Origin of the sequence: Bacteroides celer (assembly GCF_002632415.2) — a bacterium.
Classification (GTDB): Bacteria; Bacteroidota; Bacteroidia; order Bacteroidales; family Bacteroidaceae; genus Bacteroides.
This window is the reverse complement of the sequence record NZ_CP178209.1, coordinates 2363952-2386646: the sequence shown is the minus strand read 5'-3', so window position 1 is coordinate 2386646 and position 22695 is coordinate 2363952. Positions and strand designations below refer to the sequence as shown.

Below are 22695 nucleotides of genomic sequence, written 5' to 3'. Positions count from 1 at the left end.
ACTCTACTAAAAAATTAAGTTATTCTTATGTTCTATACTAAAAACGTTTACTCTCCAAATATGTTTGCAAAATAATAGTAGCACTTATCTCGTCAACCAATGCTTTATTTTGCCGGTCCTTTTTCTTCAAGCCGGCCTCCAGCATGGTACGGTGTGCAAGAACAGAAGTGAAGCGTTCGTCCACATATTCGACCGGAAGGTCCGGATAGCGCTTTTTCAGCGAACGAACAAAAGGCTCTATATTCTTCATATTCTCCGAAACCTCATTATTCATTTGCTTGGGCAATCCAATAATAATCCGCTCCACCGGTTCTTTAGCTATATATTCACCGATAAAGTTCAGAAGTTCATGCGTGGGCACCGTTGTCAATCCGTTTGCGATCAACTGCATTGTATCGCTCACAGCTATTCCGGTACGCTTTCTTCCATAATCTATTGCTACTATTCTGCTCATGGGGTACAAAAATACAAAAAAGACGCTTCCCATGAAAGGAAACGTCTCTTTTATTCTATTATTTCAAATGTATATTATTCTTCAACAATAGCTACACGGCTTAACTTAGCATCATCATAGAACATGTTGCCTACGCCACCCTTGTAATCAACCTTCAATTGAGAAGCAGGAACACCAAATTCATTAACCATCAGGTCACGAACAGCTTCAGCTCTCTTCTTACTCAACTTCATGTTGTATTCAGCAGAACCAGTACCCTTATCAGCATATCCTGTTATAGTAAATACTTTATCAGTTGCTTTGATACCCTTAGCCATAGCTTCGATATTCATGTATTCTCTCTTGCTGATGTTGCTCTTTCCAATATTGAATACAACAACCAGACGTGGAACGAATCCAGCTTCTTTCTTAACGATCACTTCCGGTTTCTTGTTACGAGCTTCAACCAAGTCACGTTTCAAAGATTCGTTTTCACCCTTCAGGGCGTTCACTCTGTCTCTCATGTCGTTCAACTGGCTTTCCGGAACCATTGGTACAGTAGGAACAGCATCCCAACCACGTTTCTTAAACTTGTAAGTAACACCTACAGTCAAACCAGCCAATCCTTCAGGACCTGAATTACCGAATGAGCCTTTCATAAAAAGTCCACGCAATTCAACGTTAAGATCCAAAGCAGAAGACAGACGGAAACGGTTGATTAAACCGGCATTGATACCCAGTTCGTCATAACCTGCGCCTTTTCCTGAATGTACGAATCCAGCTCCTACATAAGGAATGAATGAATACAGACGATCTTCTCTATAACCACAAATCATATTGGAAAGATTCAGCATTACATCTCCATGGAAGTTCATCACATTCCACTTTTCTTTGTAGTAGCCATTAGAATACTGTCCTCCGTCTACAAGCGGACCATTAGCATTAGGAGTAGCACCTTTAGCCTGAAGACCGTTGTAAGCTACACGTAATCCGATACCTGGAGTAAACCATTTACCTACAGCAATGTCAAGTGCCGGAGCAAGACGTTTTCCGAAGTCAGCTTTACCATCATTGTCGCCAAAATACATTTGTGCGCCAACGCCACCACTAATAAACCAATTAGCACCAAAGCGGTTAGTTTCCACTCTATAACTCTTTGCTGCATTTTCTTTTTCTTGTGCAGGCAGACATACAGAGACTGCTGCCAATAAAATAAACAATAAACCCTTTTTCATCTCAATTTATTTTAGTAAATAATATATTTCAATTGTCTTACAGGCTAAATACACAACCCAAATGTTCCACACCTGATTAAGAGACAATAAACGTCATCCTTTCTTCTAGAATTAGTGCAAATATAGATATTTAATATAACACAAACAAAAAAACACGTAAATTTTCATTCATTCATAGAATTTTATAGAGCGATAAAAGTGTAATATAACTTCAGAAGGCATCTGAAGGGGGTTGTTGTGGAAGAATTAAAACAAAAAAAATAGCCAGTGATGAAATTAGATCACTAACTATTTCTATTCTTTGTCTATATGCTTTGTTAATATACCAGTTTTACATTGTCAATCCACAGAGTATTTCCCGGAGAACCGATATAGGCTCCTCCATGACTGGACGTGAACTGAAGACACATATGAGTCGGAACATCATTTTCATTTCCCCAGGCCACTTCATGAATAGGCACGCTTTCACCCTTACTGTTCACCGTATAACTTTCGGTCGCCTGCAAACGCATCATGTGCGACTTATATTCCGGACGATTCGTGATGTCACCGTACATAATCTCATAGGTCGCATTATTTTTCCAGTCCGTAGAATGATAGTAATAAGTCACCATAGTCCCTATCCGTTTTGCATACACATTTCCATTGGCATCTTCCCAACGTTTTTGCAGAAGCAGAATAGCTGCCGGATAATCTTTTCCGGGAACATCCGTAATCTTACTGAAACCGGTAGCGCGAATACGATTCTCCCGGTCGGACATCTTCACTTTATAGTCAAACTGAAGAGCCACCGGCTTTTTGGTAAACGGAATACCGGTCTGCAACATTTTCTGTGGATTTTTAGTACCCTTAATCGGTTCATGCACCGAACCGGTAAAGACAGAGCCAGCCGCCAACACCGTAATATTAACCAGTCCCAACACTTTCACACTCTCCATGCGCGTATCCAAACGGGCGCAATATCCATCTCCCCGCTTCTCCGGGAATACCGAAGTATTAGTTTTCGTAATACCGGCAACCTTCGCCATTACATTTGAAGTGCCCCAAGGCGATCCGCCCATATTCTTATAAACCTGATCTCCCTTAATCACCGTCGTCGGCCCTATCGCATATACATTCTTTGTATTTCCACCAATAATGCTCGACTCCTTTATCTGACGGTCCACCCATTGATCCATGTCCCCAAAAGGAAGCATTTCAACTTTATGTTGCGCCATCAAAGACAAGGAAGAAATAAATGCAACGAAACCTGTCATCAACAGGCGATGAACGTTTTTCTGAATCATCAATACTTTTCCTTTCTTTTTCTTCTTATAAATTATAATCCCATTGTTTCAAAGCAAAATCCCAGTTCTCTTCTACCAAACGAATCGTACGGTCGTCATATTTATACTTATTCTTCTTATATCCCTTCTTTCCGCCCACATATTTTTCGATATCACTACGTGCTTCGGCAAATCCGGGGATAGAAAGAGACTGATAAATATTCTCCGTCATTCCCATCGCATCCGCTTCGAAATCTTCAAACTTCACTTCCATCAAGTTACCTTCCGGAATAAATTTCTTATCCGATTCATACTTATGATAAAGCTTGGCATAAATAGAAAGGATATTTTCCTCTAATTGTTCATTGCTGACATCCTGCAATTTCAGCGGCTGAATCGTATTTGTAAAGAAACTGCGTGTAGATTCGAATACAGTATACGGATTACGCATCAGGTAGATAAACTTAGCATTAGGGAACATCTTCACCAGTTCCTTCACCCTTCCGGTATGCGGAGGATTCTTGCTAAGGAATTGAGTACCATGGGTATTCCACAAAGAGATCTTAATCAACTTCGTAAACACCTCTTCAAACACTCTCAATTCAGCATCCGTTATATCATCAAATAAAAGATATTTATCAGCATATTCCTGTTGATATTTCGGCAAAAACCAGAAATTATAATATGTATAAGGCATCATGTTCGACAAAGCAAACTCCTCCTCCTGGGGAAGATCCACTGCCAGCTCCATATTATCCGTCGGACGCTTATCCGGCATCAGCCAACTCATATTCTTTTTGAAGAAAGGCTGTCCCCACATCATCAGATGAGGAAATACAGTCTGATAAGTAGTGTTATACCCAAAATGCTTGTCACAAGAGAACACATTATGTACAAATGTAGTTCCACTCCGCCAGTGTCCCAAAATGAACACCGGATCATGCTCCAATGGCTGATCAGCCAGCAACTTCTCGTAACGCCTGTCTTGTAATGACGCCAATGGAGAAAGCAATCGGCACACAGCCTTCGTCAATCGGTATTTACCTTTGTAGGCTGCGTCAATTTCACGACCGGCGGTGATAGCCTTGAACGTCTTCCAGTCGGCACCTACCAATGTATTAATCGGAAGTTTATTAAATTCGAGTAATCCCACTTTATTAATTAGAAATTAGAAATCAAAAATTAAAGACGACAGGATACTGTCATTTTCAGTTTTCAATTTATTGTTGAACAATCTATTTTATTAGTCGCACTGCAAGACCCTGGCGTTCCAGTTCCTTCACAGCTTTTTCTACCGCTTCGTAATGTTCCGGAGCAATTCCCAGTTTTACCATATCCAATACCGGAATACCCTCCGTGTCACTCATATCTTTCATTTCCACACGGTCGATAATCATACCTACTGCCGAAGTATTATTAGTGATCGGGTCAATCAGGATAAATGAGCCACAAGATTTATTCTTCTTATAAGGATCAAAGAACAATTCCTTAGCCGTAGTCAGCACCACACGGGCAATCTGATTCAACTGCAAAGGCAACGTCTCTTTAGTCAGCTGACCATTCTCCAGAGACAGATGCTCCATCGTATTCACGTCCACCTTATACTTTATCGTATCAATACGCGTACGACTCAAATTGGTAGTCTGCTTAATAAAGAACGACTTATTTACATCCATCGGTTCTTCATCCATCCAGACCATCATAGCATCAAAGTTACGATCCACCGTTGGCAGATTGTCAGGATGCACCAACATTTCGCCGCGCGACACATCGATCTCATCCTCCAATGTCAAGGTCACAGACTGCGGTGGGAAAGCATAATCCAATTCCCCGTCATAAGTCACGATACTCTTCACCTTAGACGTTTTTCCGGAAGGAAGTGCCATCACCGTATCCCCCTTGCGAACGATACCGGATGCAATTTTACCACAGAATCCTCTGAAATCCAGATTCGGACGAAGCACATACTGAACCGGGAAACGGAAATCCGTAAAATTATGGTCATTATCAATCTGAACCGTTTCAAGGAAATCGAGCAAAGAAATCCCCTTGTACCATGGAGTACGTTCAGACTTATCCACCACATTATCCCCATCCAATGCAGAAAGTGGAATGCAGTTGACGTCAGGAATACCTAATGGAGCAACAAACTTCTTATAGTCAGCCACAATCTCGTTAAAACGCTCTTCCGAGAAATCCACCAGGTCCATCTTATTGACAGCCAATACCACATGCTTGATTCCCAGCAAAGATACCAGGAAAGTGTGGCGACGAGTCTGGGTTATCACTCCGGTACGGGCATCCACCAGAATAATAGCCAAGTTAGCCGTAGATCCTCCGGTAATCATATTGCGGGTATATTGCTCGTGTCCCGGAGTATCCGCGATGATAAACTTACGGCCATTCGTTGAGAAATAGCGATAAGCCACGTCAATCGTAATCCCCTGTTCACGTTCAGCCTTCAATCCATCGAGCAATAACGCATAGTCAATATGCTCACCTGCATTTCCCACCCGTTTGCTATCACGCTCCAACGCATCCAACTGATCCTCGTACAGTTTCTTACTATCAAACAACAAGCGTCCGATCAACGTTGATTTTCCATCATCTACCGAACCCGCAGTCAACAGTCTCAACAAGTCTTTCTGTTCATCCTTGTCCAGAAAAGCTTTTATATCTAATTTATTATCTGCCATAACTAGTTACAATTAAAAGTATCCCTCACGCTTCTTTTGTTCCATGCTACCCTCCTGGTCAAAGTCAATCACACGGGTAGTACGTTCACTCTTCGTTGTAGTCATCATTTCCTCCACAATCTCTTCAATCGTAGCAGCTCCACTTTCCACCGCCCCTGTCAGAGGCCAACAGCCCAACGTACGAAAACGAACCATCTTCATTTCAATCTGGTCACGGTACTTTTCAGGCAAACGGTCATCATCCGCCATAATAATATTGCCATCCAAATTAATTACCGGACGCTCCTTAGCATAATATAACGGAACGATCGGAATATTCTCCAAGCGGATATACTGCCAAATATCCAACTCAGTCCAGTTGCTAATCGGGAATACACGGATACTTTCCCCCTTATGCACGCGGGCATTATAAATATCCCACAATTCAGGACGCTGATTCTTCGGGTCCCATTGGTGAAACTTATCCCGGAAAGAGAAAATACGTTCCTTCGCACGTGACTTCTCCTCGTCACGACGGGCACCACCAAATGCAGCATCAAACTTATACTTATCCAACGCATGAAGCAAAGCCTGCGTCTTCATCAAGTCCGTATGCACCTTGCTTCCATGCGTAAAAGGTCCTACCCCTGCATGAAAAGCCTCCATATTACTTTCAACAATCAGATTCCATCCGTACTTCTTCGCATATTCATCACGAAACTGAATCATCTCCTTGAACTTCCATTTCGAATCGATATGCATCAACGGGAATGGCACTTTACCCGGATAAAACGCTTTTTCAGCCAAGCGTACCATCACCGAGGAATCCTTTCCGATACTGTAAAGCATCACCGGATTCTCAAATTCCGCCGCCACCTCGCGGATGATATGAATAGACTCGGCTTCGAGCTCCTTCAAGTGGCTTAATTTATATTCTTCCATATTTATTTCATTTTATACACTTCACTTTTGGCAAAACAAGCTCCAACAAACGGTTCACCGACTCCTCCAAAGTCAATTTGGAAGTATCCAGTGACAAAGCCGGATGTTCGGGAACCTCGAAAGGTGCGGAAATTCCTGTAAAATTCTGAATTTCCCCTTTCCGTGCCTTCGCATACAATCCTTTCACATCACGTTTCTCACATTCCTCCAGCGGAGTACTAACGAAAACCTCCAGAAAATCATCCTTACCAATAATGTTTGCAGCCATTTCGCGAATATCATTATTAGGGCTGATAAATGCAGCAATCGTAATGATACCACTATCCAGAAACAACTTCGACACTTCCGCTATGCGACGGATATTTTCCACCCGGTCCGTTTCGGAGAATCCCAGGTTATTATTAATTCCACTACGGATATTATCCCCATCCAGGATACGGCAAAGCAATCCACGCTTATGAAGTTCACGTTCCAATGCGATGGCAATCGTGCTCTTTCCGGAACCACTCAATCCGGTAAACCAGATCATCACACTGTGTTGCCCCAAAAGCTCTTCTTTGTCCTGCCGCATCATCATGCGGTCAAATATCGGATATATATGGTTCTTTTCTTCCATTTACAATTTTATTTAAAAGTTCCAGATCAACGGAACCAGAATAATAGAGATTAAGAAAGTGATAATATTAAGCGGCAACCCGATACGTACAAAATCCGTAAACTTATAGTTACCGATACCTTGCACAATCAAATTTGTCTGATAACCAATCGGTGTCGAGAAGCTGGCAGATGCAGCCATACAGATTACCACAAAGAAAGGCGTAGGGCTCACTCCTAATTGGGCAGAGATTGACAGTGCCAAAGGAAACGCCAAAGCCGCTGCCGCATTATTAGTAATCAATTCCGTAAACAAGTTCGTGATAATAAATACCATTGCAAGCAACACATGCGGGCCGTAATCATCACTCAATCCGATAATAAACTTCGCAACGCTATCCGCCACGCCGGAGTTCACCATCGCCTTACTGATAGCAAAGGCACAGGCAATCGTAATCAGAATATCCCACGAAATATATTTAGTATATTTACGGGCAGGGAACAGATTCGTCCATGCCATAATAATAGTAGTAATAGACACAAAGAAAAACATATCCAGCTTGATATCCGGAAACATCTCCTTAGTTACCGGAAGCTCACCCACCGTTGCGCCGACAATCATCAGCACCAGCAACAGCAAAGCAAACCAACGCTTCTTCTTCCCGCTAGTATCCGGTTCATTCCCGTTTGTCAACAAGACAAACACAGAAGATTCCCCCCATGTCGGGATAAAAGTATCATCAGCCATCACAACAAGCGTATCCCCTTCATGAAGTACCACATCGTCCAAGTTAGTGACGAAGCGCTGTCCGTTACGTGTCTTGATCTCTTTTACCTCTGCACCATAATGACGTTGGAAATTAAAATCCTTCAGTTTTTTATTGATACCGGGAAAACGGGCACCCAAAACAGCCTCTACCCGATGAAACTTCTCCCCTTCCTCTATTTCCTCATCCGGCACAGCCGTATCCGGACGTGCATCCGGCAAAAGACGTTTAGAGAAAAGAAATATATAAATGATACCGGCAATAGCTATAAAAATACCCACCTTTCCGAGCTCGAACATAGAAAAGCCTTCAAATCCGGCCTCCAATATCATACCGTGCACCACCAGATTGGTAGAAGTACCGATCAAGGTACAGATACCTCCCAAAATAGTCACATAAGAAAGAGGAATCAAGAACTTCGTAGCCGGGAGATTCACCGATTTAGCCCAATGCTTGATAATCGGGGCAAAAATAACCACGACAGGCGTATTATTCAGAAAGGCAGAAATAAATGCCACCGAAGGTAAGATACGCAACTGTGCCTTAAATACGGTCGTCTTTCCTTGCGGAAGCAACTTCTTAATCACTTGTCCCAATGTGCCCGACTGGCGAATACCCTCACTCACCAGAAACAGCAGAGCAACGGTAATCATCCCTTTATTACTAAACCCTTCCAGCATCTCCTTAGGAGTCAGAATGCCGGCACACAGAAACAAAACCACTACCGAAAAAAGTATCATGCCCGGACGCATCTTATCTGCTATCAAAGCCGCTACCATTCCTAATAGGGATAATAGTACAAATACAATTTCAAATGTCATATAAACATTATTTAGTGTTCTCTTTTTGGCTCAACGATAAACCACGGATTCAATAAATCCTCCTTATTATATCGTAGAGGTTCTTCCTTTCCAGCCTGATATACTTCCATCCCCGCGGCACGGGCTATCGCATGCCCGGCAGCCGTATCCCACTCCATCGTCGGAGCGAAACGCGGATATACATCAGCCTTACCTTCAGCAACCAGACAGATTTTAATAGAACTTCCGCTCGAAATCAACTCCACACTGCCGTGTTTCTTCTTCAAATCTGCAATATATGATTCTGTTTCAGGCGACAGGTGCGAACGGGAAGCAACCACGATCAGATGATCGTGCACCTCCTTCAAAGGTATCCGTTCCGACTTCCCAATCAGCTGTTCCAATGCCACGCCGTCATCTTCCAGACTGACAATACCGGAACATTTATAAGCCCCTGCACCTTCGATCCCGAAATAAAGTTCTTTTTTAACAGGCACATAAATAACACCGAACACAGGTACAGCGTTCTGCACCAAAGCGATATTTACCGTAAATTCTCCATTGCGCTTAATAAACTCCTTCGTTCCATCCAGCGGATCTACAATCCATAAAGTATCCCATCCTCGACGGATCTCATACCCTAAATGCTTCCCTTCTTCACTAAGAACAGGAAAAGGAGTATCGTTCAGAATAGCCACAATCGCTTCATGCGCTTTTCTGTCTGCTATAGTTAACGGAGAGTTGTCAGCCTTCCTCTCTATCTCAAAGTCCGATGCCGGATCATTATAAATAGAAAGAATCTTTTCACCCGCTTTTAGAGCCGCATCAATAGCAGCCATAACATATTTTTGTTCCATTCAATCTCTAAAATTAATGCCCTATTCACATTCAGGCAATACATCCTCCAAATTAAGAGTTGACAAAAGTAAAAACCTTCTTTGCTATAAAAGTTTCCCCACTATCATTTATAACTTCTTTTAGTAGAAAGATAAAAATATCTAAACGAAAAAGCCACTCATTTTCAATAAAAAAGCAGTAACTTCCCAGTTACCGCCTTCTTATTCGGAAAAAAACGTTCGTTCTTTCCAATATATATTACCAAAAAGAAATCAATATACACGATACAGCAACCAAGCACCCTGGAAATCCGAACGGTTCGGATATTTAGCCTTGAATGCATCGCGAGCTTCAGCAGCAGCAGCCTTGTCAGCAAAAGAGTTCACAATCACACGATACATTGCCTTATCAGCATTAAATGCAATCGTAGAGTGATATCCCTGTCCGTCCAACCAATCTTTCAGGCCTTCAGCATTCGCTTTCACCCCAAAGCTACCTGCCACAACGCTATAATCTTTCAATCCTTCGTTACCGGAAACCACTGTAACCTTTTCCTGACGAACGCCGGATGTATCTGCCACTTTAGTAGTTGTCACAGGAGCTGCAACCACCGGAGTAACCTCTACCGGAGCTTCCACCTGCGGTTCTGCCAATTCTTGCTGTTTTGCTTTTTCGTAAGCTTTCTTATAGGCACTTTCGCTGGATTTACAAGATGCAAATGCTAGCACCAAGCATACTCCCATTCCTAATACGACTAATTTTTTCATAATCCTATACTCTGTTTTAATTAATAATTCAATATTCTCGTCTATTATATTTAGTTTCGGGCAACAAAATAATAGAAATTTTATCATCCGGCAAAGAAATCCGTCAAAAAAACGTCTATTCCGGCTTCTTCTTATACGAAATAGTGCCTGTTGCCTGATAAGTAGGCATCAAAAGCACCTCTGCAATCTGAATATGCGCAGGAGCTGACGCGGCAAAATAAACCGTTTCTGCAATGTCATCTCCCGTCAACGGACGAATCCCTTTATAAAAATTATCGGCAGCCTCCTTATCTCCCCGATAACGCACCACTGTAAAGTTTGTCTCCACCATTCCCGGTTTGATATTTGTCACTCTCAACGGAGTGTCCACCAAATCGATCCGGAGGCCGTCCGAAAGAGCCTTCACGGCAGCTTTCGTTGCGCAATACACACTCCCACCCGGATAAGCGGCATCACCGGCAATAGATCCGATATTAATAATATGTCCGCGCCCGCGTTCTACCATACCGGGAACCACCAAACGCGTCATTGCCAGCAATCCTCTTATATTCGTATCGATCATGATATCCCATTCATCCAGGTTACCCTCGAATTCCTTATCCACACCGATCACCAGCCCGGCGTTGTTCACCAACACATCAATCGCCTTCCATTCTTCGGGCAATGATTCCAAAGAGGCGGCAGCCAGCTTCCGGTCGCGCACATCAAAGGGCAATATATAAACCCGGACACCATGCGTCGCTTCCAGTTCAGCTTTCAGTTCTTCCAGTTTCGAAACGGTACGGGCATTCAGAATCAGATTCCATCCCTCCTTCGCAAATTTACGGGCACAACCTTCGCCAATTCCGCTACTGGCACCGGTTATAAAAACAATCTTAGCTTCCATTATGTTTTGATTTACAATATTCGAAAACAAAAGTACGCCTTAACCTTCAAAGGTTAGCTACGAAAGTCAGTTAAATAAGATTAAACCATAAAAGAAAAAAAGAATTATAAAACGTAGCACTTTTTTTCAGTTTTCACGAACAACCTTTCGATAAAAATGTTATATTTGTTGTATCATAATCATTTTAAACATTATACATTATGAAAGGATTGAATGTTTTAGCAGCTTTTTTGGGTGGTGCAGCCGTAGGTGCAGCCCTTGGTATTTTATTTGCTCCTGAAAAGGGAGAAGATACCCGTCATAAAATCGCAGAGATTCTTCGTAAAAAAGGAATCAAGCTGAATCGCAGTGAAATGGAAACTCTCGTTGACGAGATCGCTGCCGAGATGAAGGGAGAAATAGCAGAATAAGTGAGTAACCAAAGACTAAAAACAGAGCGACCATGTTTGCAGACGATAAAAGTATTGAGAATTTTCAGCAGTTGTTTTTCGAGTTCAAGAAATATCTGGAGCTTCAAAAAGAATATACCAAATTAGAATTGACGGAGAAGTTAACCATACTTTTTTCCACGTTAATTATGATATTAGTACTTATTATCCTTGGCATGGTTGCCCTGTTTTATCTGCTTTTTGCTCTTGCTTATATATTGGAGCCTTTAGTGGGCGGTCTGATGTCGAGTTTCGCCATCATAGCAGGCATCAATGTTGTTCTCATCGCCCTGGTTATTATTTTCCGCAAGCAGCTCATCATTTCTCCGATGGTGAACTTCCTCGCTAATTTATTTTTAACTGATTCAAATAAATAAATTATGAATGCGCAGACCCCGCAGAAATTTACATTAGAAGAGATTGCCGAACGTAAAAAGAAGCTTTTAAATGAGATCCATGCTCAAAAAAAAGCCATGACAGCTACTACACGCGAAATATTCGCCCCGCTTGCTCCGGCAACCAACAAGGCAGATGCACTCATGCGTTCGTTCAATACCGGTATGGCTGTATTTGATGGCGTAGTGATGGGAATCAAGATTATGCGGAAGATACGGGCGTATTTTAGGAATTTGAGATAAAAAGAGCTACTCTTCCACTATCCATTTTTCTATATTTCTTGTTTGCGAACTAAAGTTCACACCCACTTTAAAAAGCTTACGATTATCCGCTTCAAAAGGAAGTGAATAATGTTTTTCATTAATCTGCTTCAAGGCTTCTTCTGCCGTGCCATTCAGTTTAAATTCCATGACATATATGAATTTGTCCGTCTGCAAAACAAGGTCGATACGCCCTTCGCTTGTATGATATTCCACTTTAGTATAAAAGCCTACGAGTTTGAAAACGATAAAAAGCACATTTTCGTAATGCAACTCCTGCTCGCGAATCACGTCATAACCAGTGTCTGCAAAGAAACTTTGCAAACGACGGAAGAAAGAGTTATAATCACCAGATTCCACTTCACGGACAAACTTCTGAATCTCAAACGGAGACTCCACTTTATTCACGTTCGCATAATAAGGAAGCAGGAAACGAACAAACCCCTCTTCCACTTCACGATTCGGAAAACCTAAACGATATATACCAAAACGTTCGTCATACCCCTTAATGGTGAGATATCCGCTCTGGTAAATCACCGGAATGGGATTACTAGATTCCGAGTCAATGCTGTTCAACACCTGTTCATCTGTTTCCTCATGAGCCATCCGTTCCAAATCATAGTGATGCTTCTTCAACAAGTTCACCAGATAAGTGGGTGTCCCCGTCTCAAACCAGTAGCTGCCGAACTTCATCTTATCAAACGTGTTCAACAGACTGAAAGGGTTATAGATTCCTATAGTATGTTCCACAAAGTGGTAACCATCATAACATTCTTTCAATTCTGCGCACACCTGCTCATAACTCATCTTCTGCTTTTCTGCCAACTGATGCAATTCCTCCTCCAGATTGTCATGTATTTCTTTCTCCGTGATACCGCAAATATCCACAAAGCGTTCATCCATTGAAATATCCTTCAAATTATTCAAGTCACTGAATACGCTCACCTTGCCAAATTTTGTCACCCCGGTCAGCAACGCGAACTTGATACAACCATCCATCGTCTTCAAAGCGCCATAAAAAGGCTTCAATGTATCCCGGAATTGTTTTTGTAAGTCCTCATTGCCAATTGCCTGCAACATCGGCTTGTCATATTCATCCACCAGAATAACCACCCGTTGTCCGGTCTTTTCATAAGCGCGCTCTATAATACCGGCAAAGCGTAGGGAGAACGAACGTTCCGATGGTTCGGCACCATAAAGTTTTTCCCAAGCGGTCAACGATTTATCCAGAATATTATCCAGACTCTCCGGAACATCATACTTCTCAATATTAAGGTCGAGATGCAAAATTGGATGTTCTATCCAATCTTTTTCGAGCTTCTCCACCATCAGTCCAGCAAATAGTTCCTTCTTCCCTTGAAAATATGCTTCCAGGGTAGAGATCAGCAGACTCTTTCCAAAACGGCGCGGACGACTCAAAAAGTAATAACTCCCGGTCTTTACCATCTGATACATCAAGGCCGTTTTATCAACATAGAAATAACCGTCTTGACGGATTTTCTCGAAGTTCTGGATACCAATAGGATATATTTTATTGCTCATACATGTACAACCTTTTAATTATGGTGCATACAAATATACAGCTTTCATTCTATAACACAAAGCTAGCAGTGATTTTAATTCTATGATAGAAGAAACTTTTAGATGAGCTATATTCAGGAACAGAAGATGTTATCTTGTGTATAAGGAAAAGTGCAAGGATTTATTTCTATAAATTTTAAATAGAAATAAAGTATCAAACATCATACCCTCTAAAAGTAATATATCAACGATCTTCACAGACAGTTGATATATTTAGAATACATATCAGCATTTGCCAATATGAGGGGACAGATCAGGAATATACCGCTGTATTTTTCCCAACCTGCAAAATGTAGGGGATTCATGTGTGTAGCATGAAGTTAGGGACCTACATGTATCGTTATATTATAAGCTAATAATCATCAGAAGTTTATTTTTAGAAAGTAGCTAGTTGATCTGCACAAATCAGCTATCAATTCATTTAATTGCCATTATCCTTTCAATAATGCCAACACAAATTGTGGTACTTTCCATGCCATCTTTTCTAATTTAGTCAGAGTAGGCCATAGACCGTGAGAGGAATACACTCTAATGTCTTCTCCCCACATTTTCTTACGCTTAGCACTATCGGTAGAAAGTCCGCCCATGCGCATACGTACAACATACTCTTTCAAATAAGTAACAGAAAGTCCGCCCGTCATCAGATAACGCACCAACAGTTCACTATCCGCAGCAATCTTATAACTTTCGTTATAAAGACCTAGTCTCATCATTACCTCGCGGCGAATATAACAAGTGGGATGTAATGGAAGCCAACCATGACGTACCTTCCACAAACGATAATCACCGCCAATCCAGTTACGTACTACCTTGTCAGTATTATCAGGATTCACAAAAAGCCCATCACCATACAGAAAATCTGCTCGAGTAGTCTTCATGTGTTCCACAATGCGGCTTATGACCCCATTATCATAGAAGAAATCATCCGAATGCAGCAACCCTATTACATCACCTGTAGCCACACGAATTCCCTTATTGATGGCTTCATACATACCATGATCAGGCTCACTGATAATAGTTGATATACGATCTTCATATTCTCTAATAATTTCTAACGAACCATCCGTACTCGCCCCATCTATAACAATAAACTCTATGTTATTATAGTCCTGTGCCAAGACACTCTCTATGGCACCACGAATCGTCGCCGCACGATTAAAGCACGACGTTATTATAGATACTTTCATAAAATTTTATTATACATCAAAGACCTTACACATATCAAAAGATCATAGGAATTTCTCTTTCAAATATGTCTTTATCATTTCTTCATTCCACCCGCATTGCTTCTTCAGTTCATACACCTTTGCATCCACCAGCATTCTGTACCAAAAACCTTGTAAGATGTGCCAAATGAAACCTTCTTTTCCATCAAGAAACCCGCCTTTCAAAATATAACGGATAGTAAAGTTGACAAAAGGTCGTATGAAAAGAGGTGACTTAATGTATTTTATTTTTAGCCAACGTTTGCGTTGCTCCTCCATCCCAAAAAGTTTAGGAACTACTTCCTGTGCTTTAGCATCCATAGCATACTCCATCATCAGCATATCAGCCATTTCACGAGTTGCATACCCGTTATGCTTTTCCGTCCACCAAGTCAAATTATTAAGATTGGCATCCACCTGATTACCTTCATTCACAGTAATCGCTTTACCATCAAAGAGGCGGATATGCTCATCCATCCATCGATTTTCACAGTCACCATGTCCCTTACGAAACACCTTTAAGTGATATGATGGATACCATCCTCCATGTAATAACGGACGCCCCATGAAGTCTATACGTTTGCGCACATAAACACCATTTACATCCACATCACACTGCGCCAATGTTCTCTTCATGGAATCACCTAAGTTACCTTCTAAGAACTCGTCAGCATCAATGCGCCAAATCCATTCCGACTGAATATCACATTCATACACCCCATAATTAAACTGCGTGGCATAGTTTTTCCATGGATTCTTATAAACCCGTGCACCCATACTTTCAGCTAGTTCACACGTATTATCCGTACTCAAAGAATCCACTACAATCACTTCATCACACACATCTTGTAATGACTCTATGCAACGCACAATATGTTTTGCCTCATTCTTAGTAAGAATGATGGCAGCAATAGAATTATTCATAAAACTGGATGATTACACTTGGCATACTTTCTCCCATGTTATTCGATCTTCCTTAAAAAGCAAGGAAAACAAATTGGAAGAGCATTTTAGAAAATATGCTATTAGAAATATTACAATATAAGTAAGGAGTATATTCCAAGGAAAAATGTCATTAAACCTATCAGTAAATAGTGCGTATTGCACCATATATACTTCAAGCGTCAAAGTTGAAATAAAATAGACAGGTCTACCCATCCATGATTTATCAAATATACGAGCTACTTTCGCCGCATCACAGAACACAAACAACCAGTAGATAGTAGATAATAGTGGCATTAATGATATCAGTTGAAACCTGCATAACGTAGAATCCAATTTGTAACTTCCCATACATACATAATATAGCCCTACCGAAATTATGGTATATACTCCTGCACGCAGAGGAGTACGTTCTTTCCTTTTACTAATAGCTGTCATAGCCCCTAGCAACATAAAAAGGAAATAATAAACCCTCATAAAAGAAACATCCGCATACATAACAGATTTTGTATAGTCCAACAGCCAAATACTACTCAAGGCTATGACAACAAAGAAAATCGTAAAAACCCACTTTAGATGATTCATAAAAAAAGTCCGTATTATATAAAAGATAACATAATAAACCATGATGCAAGGAACAAACCAATAACGAGGAGGAATAATTAATTCCTCAACATACCAGCTCCAATCAAAAAAGAGACTAGAGAGCAAAGCCCACATAATTATAGTAGGATAAATACGATTTATTCTACGTTTGTACCAATTAGGAAAATTATCAGTTCTCCCTAAAAACAATGTAAAACCGGAACAAAAAAAGAACAAGCCATCACCTATGGCCCCCCCCGTCACTAACCCACCATATTGAGGAAACAACAGCCCCATGTGGGAATAGGTAATCAATAAGGCGGCTAAGAATTTCAAGAGAATAACGCCCCTGTTTTTACCCCCCCCTATTTGGTTATAATAATTTACAATTAAAGTCACTTAATTTTTCTCTTTTTAATAAATTTGGCAGGATTTCCTCCCACCATAGTCCATGGTTCTACATCTTTAATCACTACTGCACGGGCCGCGCATACAGCCCCTTCCCCTACCGTTGCTCCTTGACCAACGAAAACTTCGGCACACACCCAAGCTCTATCCCCAATCACTATCGGAGCATCTGTCTGATGATGATGCGGGTCGGTAATATCGTGCCCTGCAGTGCAAAGGAAAGCCCGTTGACTAACTGTAGCATTACGTCCAATACGTACCAATACTGTATTGTAGCAATCTACCCCCTCTGCTAAGCAAGCATAATCATCCATTATTAACAGCCACGGCTGAAACACGTGGGCGGTGGCATACACCATCGCTGTAGGTGCGATCTTTGCGCCAAATGCACGAAGCAACATACGTTTCCATCCCATTGCCATAGAGCGAGGAAACGGACGGGCAAGACAAGTCCAAACCATACTCCATACCAATCTGCGAAGCTTATTCCTCTTCGAATATGGAGTTTTAAATCCCATCAAATCCTTTTTCATAAAATTGATTTATACATTTCCACAAATTCCTCTGCCACCTTACGTGCCGAATACTTCTCCTCTACCAATTTACGACCGTTACGTCCCATCATCTCCAGCTCATTTTCAGTAAGCGATAAAAAGTTACGAAGTGCTTGTACGGTTGCCTCTGTACCTACCTCCGTCCACCAGCCACACCGCCGACTTTCTAACTCACTCCATGGTGTGCCCATTGTAGTTACCACAGGCGTACCACTAGCCAATGCCTCTGCCACCACAATACCAAAATTCTCGCTGTGTGTAGGTAATATAAAAAGATCCGCTTGGCGGAACAATTCCCATTTACGATTGCCATATACACCACCTTCAAAGATGACTAGTTTCGATATACCAAGACGTACTGTTAATTGCTTTAGCTCATCAATATAGATAGCATCTCCTTCACCAGCGATACGTATTACATACCCTCCTATCCGTTCTTTCAATTGAGCCACCGCCTCAATCAAGAAATTGATACCTTTCTTCATATGCACCCGGCTTAAGAAAAGAATCTCTTTATTGCGCTTCCAAGACTGCTTCATTTTAATACTCTCCACATCAATGCCATTGGCTATCACTGCAATCCGGTCATTATAACCTAATTTAAGCAGATTTTCACGTTCACTCTCTGCGGTAGCATGGAGAATATTAGCCCGCTTCACCGCTCTCTTCTGATAGAGCAACAAAGCAGGAACTTTCTTAGTCCAATAGTGACGTTTCAATATCCAAGGCTCCAACATTCCATGAGGTGTAAGTACTACCTTATAGCCAAGAGTCTGTGCCCACTTCTGCGTAAAAGCACAAGCAGGCATCCAGCAACAATTCACATGTACTACATCTGGACATACCTCATTTAAGAGAGCTTCAAACTGACGTTTCATCTTTCTAAACTGTTTGAAGTGAGATACATAGTACACCTTGCAATTATCCATCACCACAGGATTTCCACTCGCATGGCTCACTATGTGGAGTTCCATCATTTTGCCCAACTCCTTAGCTAACAATTGAATATAAGCAGCAGTACCACCCGATGCGCGATCTAAACTAGGAATATAATGTAATACTTTCATCTATTTCAAATTTTGAGTAGCTTTACTTTGACGTAAATTATAATACAGCCATCGCTTTATCAACCATGTTTTTAGGAAGTAGTGTAGCCGCTAGAAGTCGGGCATTCTCACCCATCTTTACCAACTTGTCATCTGGGATATGAGTAATCACCTCTACACACTCTTCCATTGACTCGAATGTTCTCCCATTCTTATCATTTTGAATATAGCTATATTCTACACATTGCAAAGTCCCCTCCGAGCGTTTGAAAGTAAAAATTGGCAGCCCATACCCCATTGCCTCTACAATAGATAATCCTACCCATCCAGGCTGAAAATAAATATCAGATATTGTAAAAAGCTCCCTCTTTATCTCTGCATCATATACAGCTCCAAAATCGTACACATTAGTATAAATTGAAAAATCTGGTTTATTCGCTCCGTCACCAATAATAATAAATCCAAAACGCTTTTTATCCAACCGTTTGACGGTTTCTATAAATAAATCTACTCGTCGATAAGACGAAGTAAATCGAGCACAAAATATGAGTATTCGCTCCTCCTTAATAGCATACTTCTCTTTTAAGTCCATTATCTCGCAAGCAGGCCGATACTTTACAATCTCCTCCATACCTGTAATGGTATTGTTCAGAGCTACAATTTTTTTCTTTGGAAATACGGACTGCCATTGTTTCTCCTCTTTCGGCATATATACCCATACACCATCAGCCAAAGCTATCATCCACTTCAATTTCCAATCTGGATTCTTCTCCTCCATCAGATAGCGCTTCACCGAGATTCCTTGTCCATAGAGGATAATTTTCTTCCGATGAATAAATTTAGTAAACAAAAGTAACCATGTAGTAAGATGTGCAAAATGTAACATCAGCACCAATGTATCATATTTCTTCGACAACAGAGGTTTGGGATTATACCACAAAAACCCCTGTAATGTTTTATTCGCAATAGGCATTAGCTCATCCGTATTTATTTTAAAACCGTTTTTTTTCGCGTCAGCTACAGAGTTATATATATAAATATCAGAGCATTCACACCGTTGGCGTAATAAAGTAAAAAACTCATCCCGATAGTGCGGAACTTCTGGTTGGAGTATCGCAATTCTTTTCTTATTCATTTATATGATTTATTACAATAATTTTTTTAAGACATTCCGATAAATGCCGTTGCCCTTTTTCATTCAAATGAATAACATCTCTATACATATCCACAGTCTCTCCCATCGCTAATCCTGTGTAACAAGATACTCCCGCTTCTTGAGCCCAACTAATAATTTGTTTTCCCATTTCATTGTATTCTCCTCTATACACCTCACCTTGTTCAGCATGCAAATAGATATAAAAAGGTATAGCCACTGAGTCAGCTATGGTCTTGAGTTCATAAAAACCAGGATTAAACATCATAGATTTAGGAGCAACAGAAGCATTTTCTATGTGCTCAACAATCACTTTATCAGGATCTAGCCTCGGAATATCTTGTATAAAATAACCTTTAATACAAGGTAGTAGATACCTATCCATTAACTCCCAGACTGCCATTTTATACTGTCTGACTGGATAGTTAGGATATTTTCCCACTACAGCAATATGCGACATTATATCCCGAGCATCATGACTGCTACACACCAATACCATAGCACTAGCATCAAATGTTCCTTTTTCCTTGAGATAGGCAGCACAATTATCAGGTCCCCAGCTACCTGCTGAAATATTAAGCATTTGCATTCCAGTTTCTTTGCTAAACAAAGTGGTAGCTATGGAATCTTGGTCGATCATAGTACCTCCAAAAATGACTGAATCACCCAGTCCCAATACTCTAACCTTCGTACTGTCAGGATTACTATCATTTCGTTGCGAATAAGCGTTATAACGCAAATGTGCCCCAAAACGATACCGTTCTTGATTGGGTTGTGCTATATATTCGTATGAATCACTGTGTTGATAGAGTAGTGCATCACAAAAACCAAAGACATAGCGTAACAACACCTCCACAGAAAGCAAAAAGCCAACTATAATCAGTAGAGTAAGAAAAAGCCTCCTCATTCATTCCTATATAAATCAATTTTATTCATCAATTCATCCGATACACCTGTCTCCACTTTTCTACAAAACATTTTTCCCGAAGCAAGTAGCTTATCATAATCTTTTTCTTTATAAACGGCAATAGCACCATTATACTCTATATAATGCAGTGGAGTTAAACCTACTAATCCCGGATAGTTCTTTTCCGTATAAAGCAAAGCATTCTTTCCGAAAGGTGAATTAAACACCAGTGTATGCAGCATCATCTCATCGGGAGCAAAAGTATACTTAAAGTATGTTCTTATTTGTTTACCATTTATCCGGTAATAATCCAGTATATATTGCAAACACTCCCTCGAAAGTGCCCACCATGATGAGCCTTCATAAATAGGCATTTCTTTAAAGTAATTACGATGTTTAAAAAAGAAAAGCCGTGTAATTCGTCGCATCCCTCCACAAAGCAGATGCTTTAATTGAGGGTTACCAATCTTACTATCTCTAAAGAAATGGTATGCCTTTATTCGTTCGGGCATCTTGCGAGGTTCTTCCAATTCTGATAAATTAAGAGCCATAATACACTCTTTATTTCTATGCACCTCAAAATAGTTCAAGATCTGGGAATTCAACCATATTGGATAATCTAAACCCGAAATATACACAAAGCGCTCGTACTTCCTTTTCGATTCCATAGCCCTTTGTATTAAAGCTAAAATGGCCTCACATTGTGAATACCCTCCCCAATTAACATTTATTCTTTTAAAGACATCTAACTCCAATACCTCTTGGGGTGCCTGTATATCCTTAGGTTTTATCATTGACTTTTGGTCTAAATGAACAAAGAATCCCGTTTGCTGATGATAGGTTAAAGCCTTTATTAACCTATTGAGTTGCGTACAGTCAGTATGTGCACAAATAAGATAAGCTATTTTCATTCAATACTATATTTACGATATTTCCTATAATCATCGAGTACACTCACTGTGAGCCAATACACAAAACAGAGATACCAACCTCCTTGAAACACATAGGCCTCGAAGAGAGTGTGTAAACTCATAAAGATAAATAAGGCGTAATAAAGTGCTATTTCTTTATTCTCACGAAGGTAACGTAAAGGTAGTATAGCACGCTTCACAAGTAGAATAGCTAATATAAGACCTAACAATCCAGCTTGCGACAGAATAGAAAGCCATCCTGAGCCTGTTTCGGCACGACCTACTTGTTTCTCTGCACCAATTCCTGTAGCTGAAAAGCCTATACCCCATAATGGAGAAATAGTAAACTCTTCTACTCTTGCCATCCACAATGAACCACGGGAGTTGTCTGTTAAACTTTTAACCTCTTTCTTATTCTGCATACGTGTTGCCCCTTCCACGAACTTTGGCATCAAGAATACTGATATCACAGCAATAAAAGCTACTATACCAAAGGCACGGGTGAGATTTTGATTAATCAAATAAACAAGCAACAATGCTGCTCCTACTGAGATTCCCAAAGCTGATCGAGAAGCACCCCATATCGTTACCATCACAGAGATATAAATCAATGGCAACATCAATAGCGACCATATTAAACTCTTCTTCTGCCAAATAATAACCATCTGATAGACAAAAAAAATAGTTGCAATAGCACAGGCTGCACTGAGCCACATAGGATGATTGGTAAATCCAGAGAAGTCAAAAGTAAAAACTTCTCCTACATGTGCCCAACTGTATAACTGATAATTGATGCCCTTCACATGTGCATAATAATTAATTGGTGCCGTAAGCGCAAAGCCCCACATAAAACAGCGCAACATCCTCACTTTAAACCTATAGAATTTAAAGGAAGAAAACATCAATGTACCAATAAACACTAGTGCAAACTGAACTACACGTAAAGTTAGCGTAAGGTTAACAGTAGATGAGAACACTACGACTACCAACATGCCTATTGCTAGTTTTGCACGTTTCCCTTTACCACTACCGTATTGTTGCGCTAAGATGAACATAACCAATAAGATGATATAGTATCCCCACGATGGCAAGTCAGGATATAAATTGGAGAAGAGACA

At 40.7% G+C, this 22695-nt stretch carries 24 protein-coding genes; 3 read left to right on the top strand and 21 right to left on the bottom strand.

The annotated features are described in order from the left end of the window. Nucleotides 1–37 precede the first annotated feature (37 nt). From ruvX to CJF29_RS09260, 11 genes are all read right to left on the bottom strand, one after another. Complete coding sequence (gene ruvX / locus CJF29_RS09310; RefSeq protein WP_004307247.1) at nucleotides 38–454, bottom strand: Holliday junction resolvase RuvX; 417 nt, start codon at nucleotides 452–454, stop codon at nucleotides 38–40. Nucleotides 455–528: 74 nt separating this feature from the next. Then, nucleotides 529–1668 carry an OmpA family protein gene (locus tag CJF29_RS09305; RefSeq protein ID WP_176553168.1) on the bottom strand — a complete coding sequence of 380 codons (1140 nt, stop codon included), beginning with the start codon at nucleotides 1666–1668 and terminating at the stop codon, nucleotides 529–531. 317 nt (nucleotides 1669–1985) lie between these two features. Continuing rightward, nucleotides 1986–2954: a PCMD domain-containing protein gene (locus CJF29_RS09300; RefSeq protein WP_074559538.1), complete on the bottom strand. Its 969-nt coding sequence runs from the start codon at nucleotides 2952–2954 to the stop codon at nucleotides 1986–1988. A 25-nt stretch (nucleotides 2955–2979) separates the two neighbouring features. Next, nucleotides 2980–4086, bottom strand: coding sequence for a sulfotransferase family protein (locus CJF29_RS09295; RefSeq protein ID WP_087318915.1), 1107 nt, complete (start codon nucleotides 4084–4086; stop codon nucleotides 2980–2982). An 82-nt stretch (nucleotides 4087–4168) separates the two neighbouring features. Beyond that, the gene (cysN, locus tag CJF29_RS09290; protein ID WP_099147257.1) at nucleotides 4169–5629 is read right to left on the bottom strand and encodes a sulfate adenylyltransferase subunit CysN; all 1461 of its coding nucleotides are present in this window, start codon (nucleotides 5627–5629) and stop codon (nucleotides 4169–4171) included. Between the two features lie 12 nt (nucleotides 5630–5641). Further along, a complete protein-coding gene (cysD, locus tag CJF29_RS09285; protein ID WP_004297523.1) occupies nucleotides 5642–6550 on the bottom strand; it encodes a sulfate adenylyltransferase subunit CysD in 909 nt (302 codons plus the stop codon). Nucleotides 6551–6557: 7 nt separating this feature from the next. Next, nucleotides 6558–7166: an adenylyl-sulfate kinase gene (gene cysC, locus CJF29_RS09280; protein ID WP_099147256.1), complete on the bottom strand. Its 609-nt coding sequence runs from the start codon at nucleotides 7164–7166 to the stop codon at nucleotides 6558–6560. A gap of 12 nt (nucleotides 7167–7178) precedes the next feature. Continuing rightward, a complete protein-coding gene (locus tag CJF29_RS09275; protein WP_074559533.1) occupies nucleotides 7179–8732 on the bottom strand; it encodes an SLC13 family permease in 1554 nt (517 codons plus the stop codon). A gap of 11 nt (nucleotides 8733–8743) precedes the next feature. Beyond that, nucleotides 8744–9568, bottom strand: coding sequence for a 3'(2'),5'-bisphosphate nucleotidase CysQ (gene cysQ / locus CJF29_RS09270; RefSeq protein WP_176553167.1), 825 nt, complete (start codon nucleotides 9566–9568; stop codon nucleotides 8744–8746). Nucleotides 9569–9820: 252 nt separating this feature from the next. Then, nucleotides 9821–10315 carry an SPOR domain-containing protein gene (locus CJF29_RS09265; RefSeq protein ID WP_004307254.1) on the bottom strand — a complete coding sequence of 165 codons (495 nt, stop codon included), beginning with the start codon at nucleotides 10313–10315 and terminating at the stop codon, nucleotides 9821–9823. 115 nt (nucleotides 10316–10430) lie between these two features. Then, nucleotides 10431–11201 carry an SDR family oxidoreductase gene (locus tag CJF29_RS09260; RefSeq protein WP_004313234.1) on the bottom strand — a complete coding sequence of 257 codons (771 nt, stop codon included), beginning with the start codon at nucleotides 11199–11201 and terminating at the stop codon, nucleotides 10431–10433. A gap of 200 nt (nucleotides 11202–11401) precedes the next feature. On the opposite strand from CJF29_RS09260, the gene CJF29_RS09255 reads away from it, so the two are divergent. From CJF29_RS09255 to CJF29_RS09245, 3 genes are read left to right on the top strand one after another with little or no spacing between them, the layout of a single operon-like run. Continuing rightward, on the top strand, nucleotides 11402–11611 hold the full coding sequence (locus CJF29_RS09255; RefSeq protein ID WP_004297513.1) for a YtxH domain-containing protein: 210 nt from the start codon (nucleotides 11402–11404) through the stop codon (nucleotides 11609–11611). Nucleotides 11612–11643: 32 nt separating this feature from the next. Further along, a complete protein-coding gene (locus tag CJF29_RS09250) occupies nucleotides 11644–12006 on the top strand; it encodes a phage holin family protein (protein WP_004297511.1) in 363 nt (120 codons plus the stop codon). Nucleotides 12007–12009: 3 nt separating this feature from the next. Further along, complete coding sequence (locus CJF29_RS09245) at nucleotides 12010–12267, top strand: hypothetical protein (protein WP_004297510.1); 258 nt, start codon at nucleotides 12010–12012, stop codon at nucleotides 12265–12267. 6 nt (nucleotides 12268–12273) lie between these two features. Here CJF29_RS09245 and CJF29_RS09240 read toward each other — a convergent pair whose 3' ends face one another. The 10 genes from CJF29_RS09240 to CJF29_RS09195 all read right to left on the bottom strand — a co-directional run bounded on the left by CJF29_RS09240 (nucleotide 12274) and on the right by CJF29_RS09195 (nucleotide 22632). Continuing rightward, nucleotides 12274–13827, bottom strand: a complete 1554-nt coding sequence (locus CJF29_RS09240) for an ATP-binding protein (RefSeq protein WP_074559530.1) — start codon at nucleotides 13825–13827, stop codon at nucleotides 12274–12276. A gap of 470 nt (nucleotides 13828–14297) precedes the next feature. Then, a complete protein-coding gene (locus tag CJF29_RS09235; RefSeq protein WP_099147255.1) occupies nucleotides 14298–15053 on the bottom strand; it encodes a glycosyltransferase family 2 protein in 756 nt (251 codons plus the stop codon). A 42-nt stretch (nucleotides 15054–15095) separates the two neighbouring features. Then, a complete protein-coding gene (locus tag CJF29_RS09230; protein WP_004311441.1) occupies nucleotides 15096–15995 on the bottom strand; it encodes a glycosyltransferase family 2 protein in 900 nt (299 codons plus the stop codon). A 12-nt stretch (nucleotides 15996–16007) separates the two neighbouring features. Then, nucleotides 16008–16997: an acyltransferase family protein gene (locus CJF29_RS09225; protein ID WP_255299413.1), complete on the bottom strand. Its 990-nt coding sequence runs from the start codon at nucleotides 16995–16997 to the stop codon at nucleotides 16008–16010. Then, entirely contained in the window at nucleotides 16994–17524 is a 531-nt protein-coding gene (locus tag CJF29_RS09220) for a putative colanic acid biosynthesis acetyltransferase (RefSeq protein WP_099147266.1), read from the bottom strand. The genes CJF29_RS09225 and CJF29_RS09220 overlap by 4 nt, the downstream gene beginning before the upstream one ends. 11 nt (nucleotides 17525–17535) lie before the next feature. Further along, entirely contained in the window at nucleotides 17536–18627 is a 1092-nt protein-coding gene (locus CJF29_RS09215) for a glycosyltransferase (protein ID WP_099147254.1), read from the bottom strand. A 37-nt stretch (nucleotides 18628–18664) separates the two neighbouring features. Further along, a complete protein-coding gene (locus CJF29_RS09210) occupies nucleotides 18665–19741 on the bottom strand; it encodes a glycosyltransferase (protein ID WP_099147253.1) in 1077 nt (358 codons plus the stop codon). Then, nucleotides 19734–20666, bottom strand: a complete 933-nt coding sequence (locus CJF29_RS09205; RefSeq protein ID WP_099147252.1) for a hypothetical protein — start codon at nucleotides 20664–20666, stop codon at nucleotides 19734–19736. The genes CJF29_RS09210 and CJF29_RS09205 overlap by 8 nt, the downstream gene beginning before the upstream one ends. Further along, nucleotides 20663–21577, bottom strand: a complete 915-nt coding sequence (locus CJF29_RS09200; protein ID WP_099147251.1) for a beta-1,6-N-acetylglucosaminyltransferase — start codon at nucleotides 21575–21577, stop codon at nucleotides 20663–20665. The genes CJF29_RS09205 and CJF29_RS09200 overlap by 4 nt, the downstream gene beginning before the upstream one ends. Further along, nucleotides 21574–22632, bottom strand: coding sequence for an O-antigen ligase family protein (locus CJF29_RS09195; protein ID WP_141561029.1), 1059 nt, complete (start codon nucleotides 22630–22632; stop codon nucleotides 21574–21576). The genes CJF29_RS09200 and CJF29_RS09195 overlap by 4 nt, the downstream gene beginning before the upstream one ends. Between the last annotated feature and the right edge of the window lie 63 nt (nucleotides 22633–22695).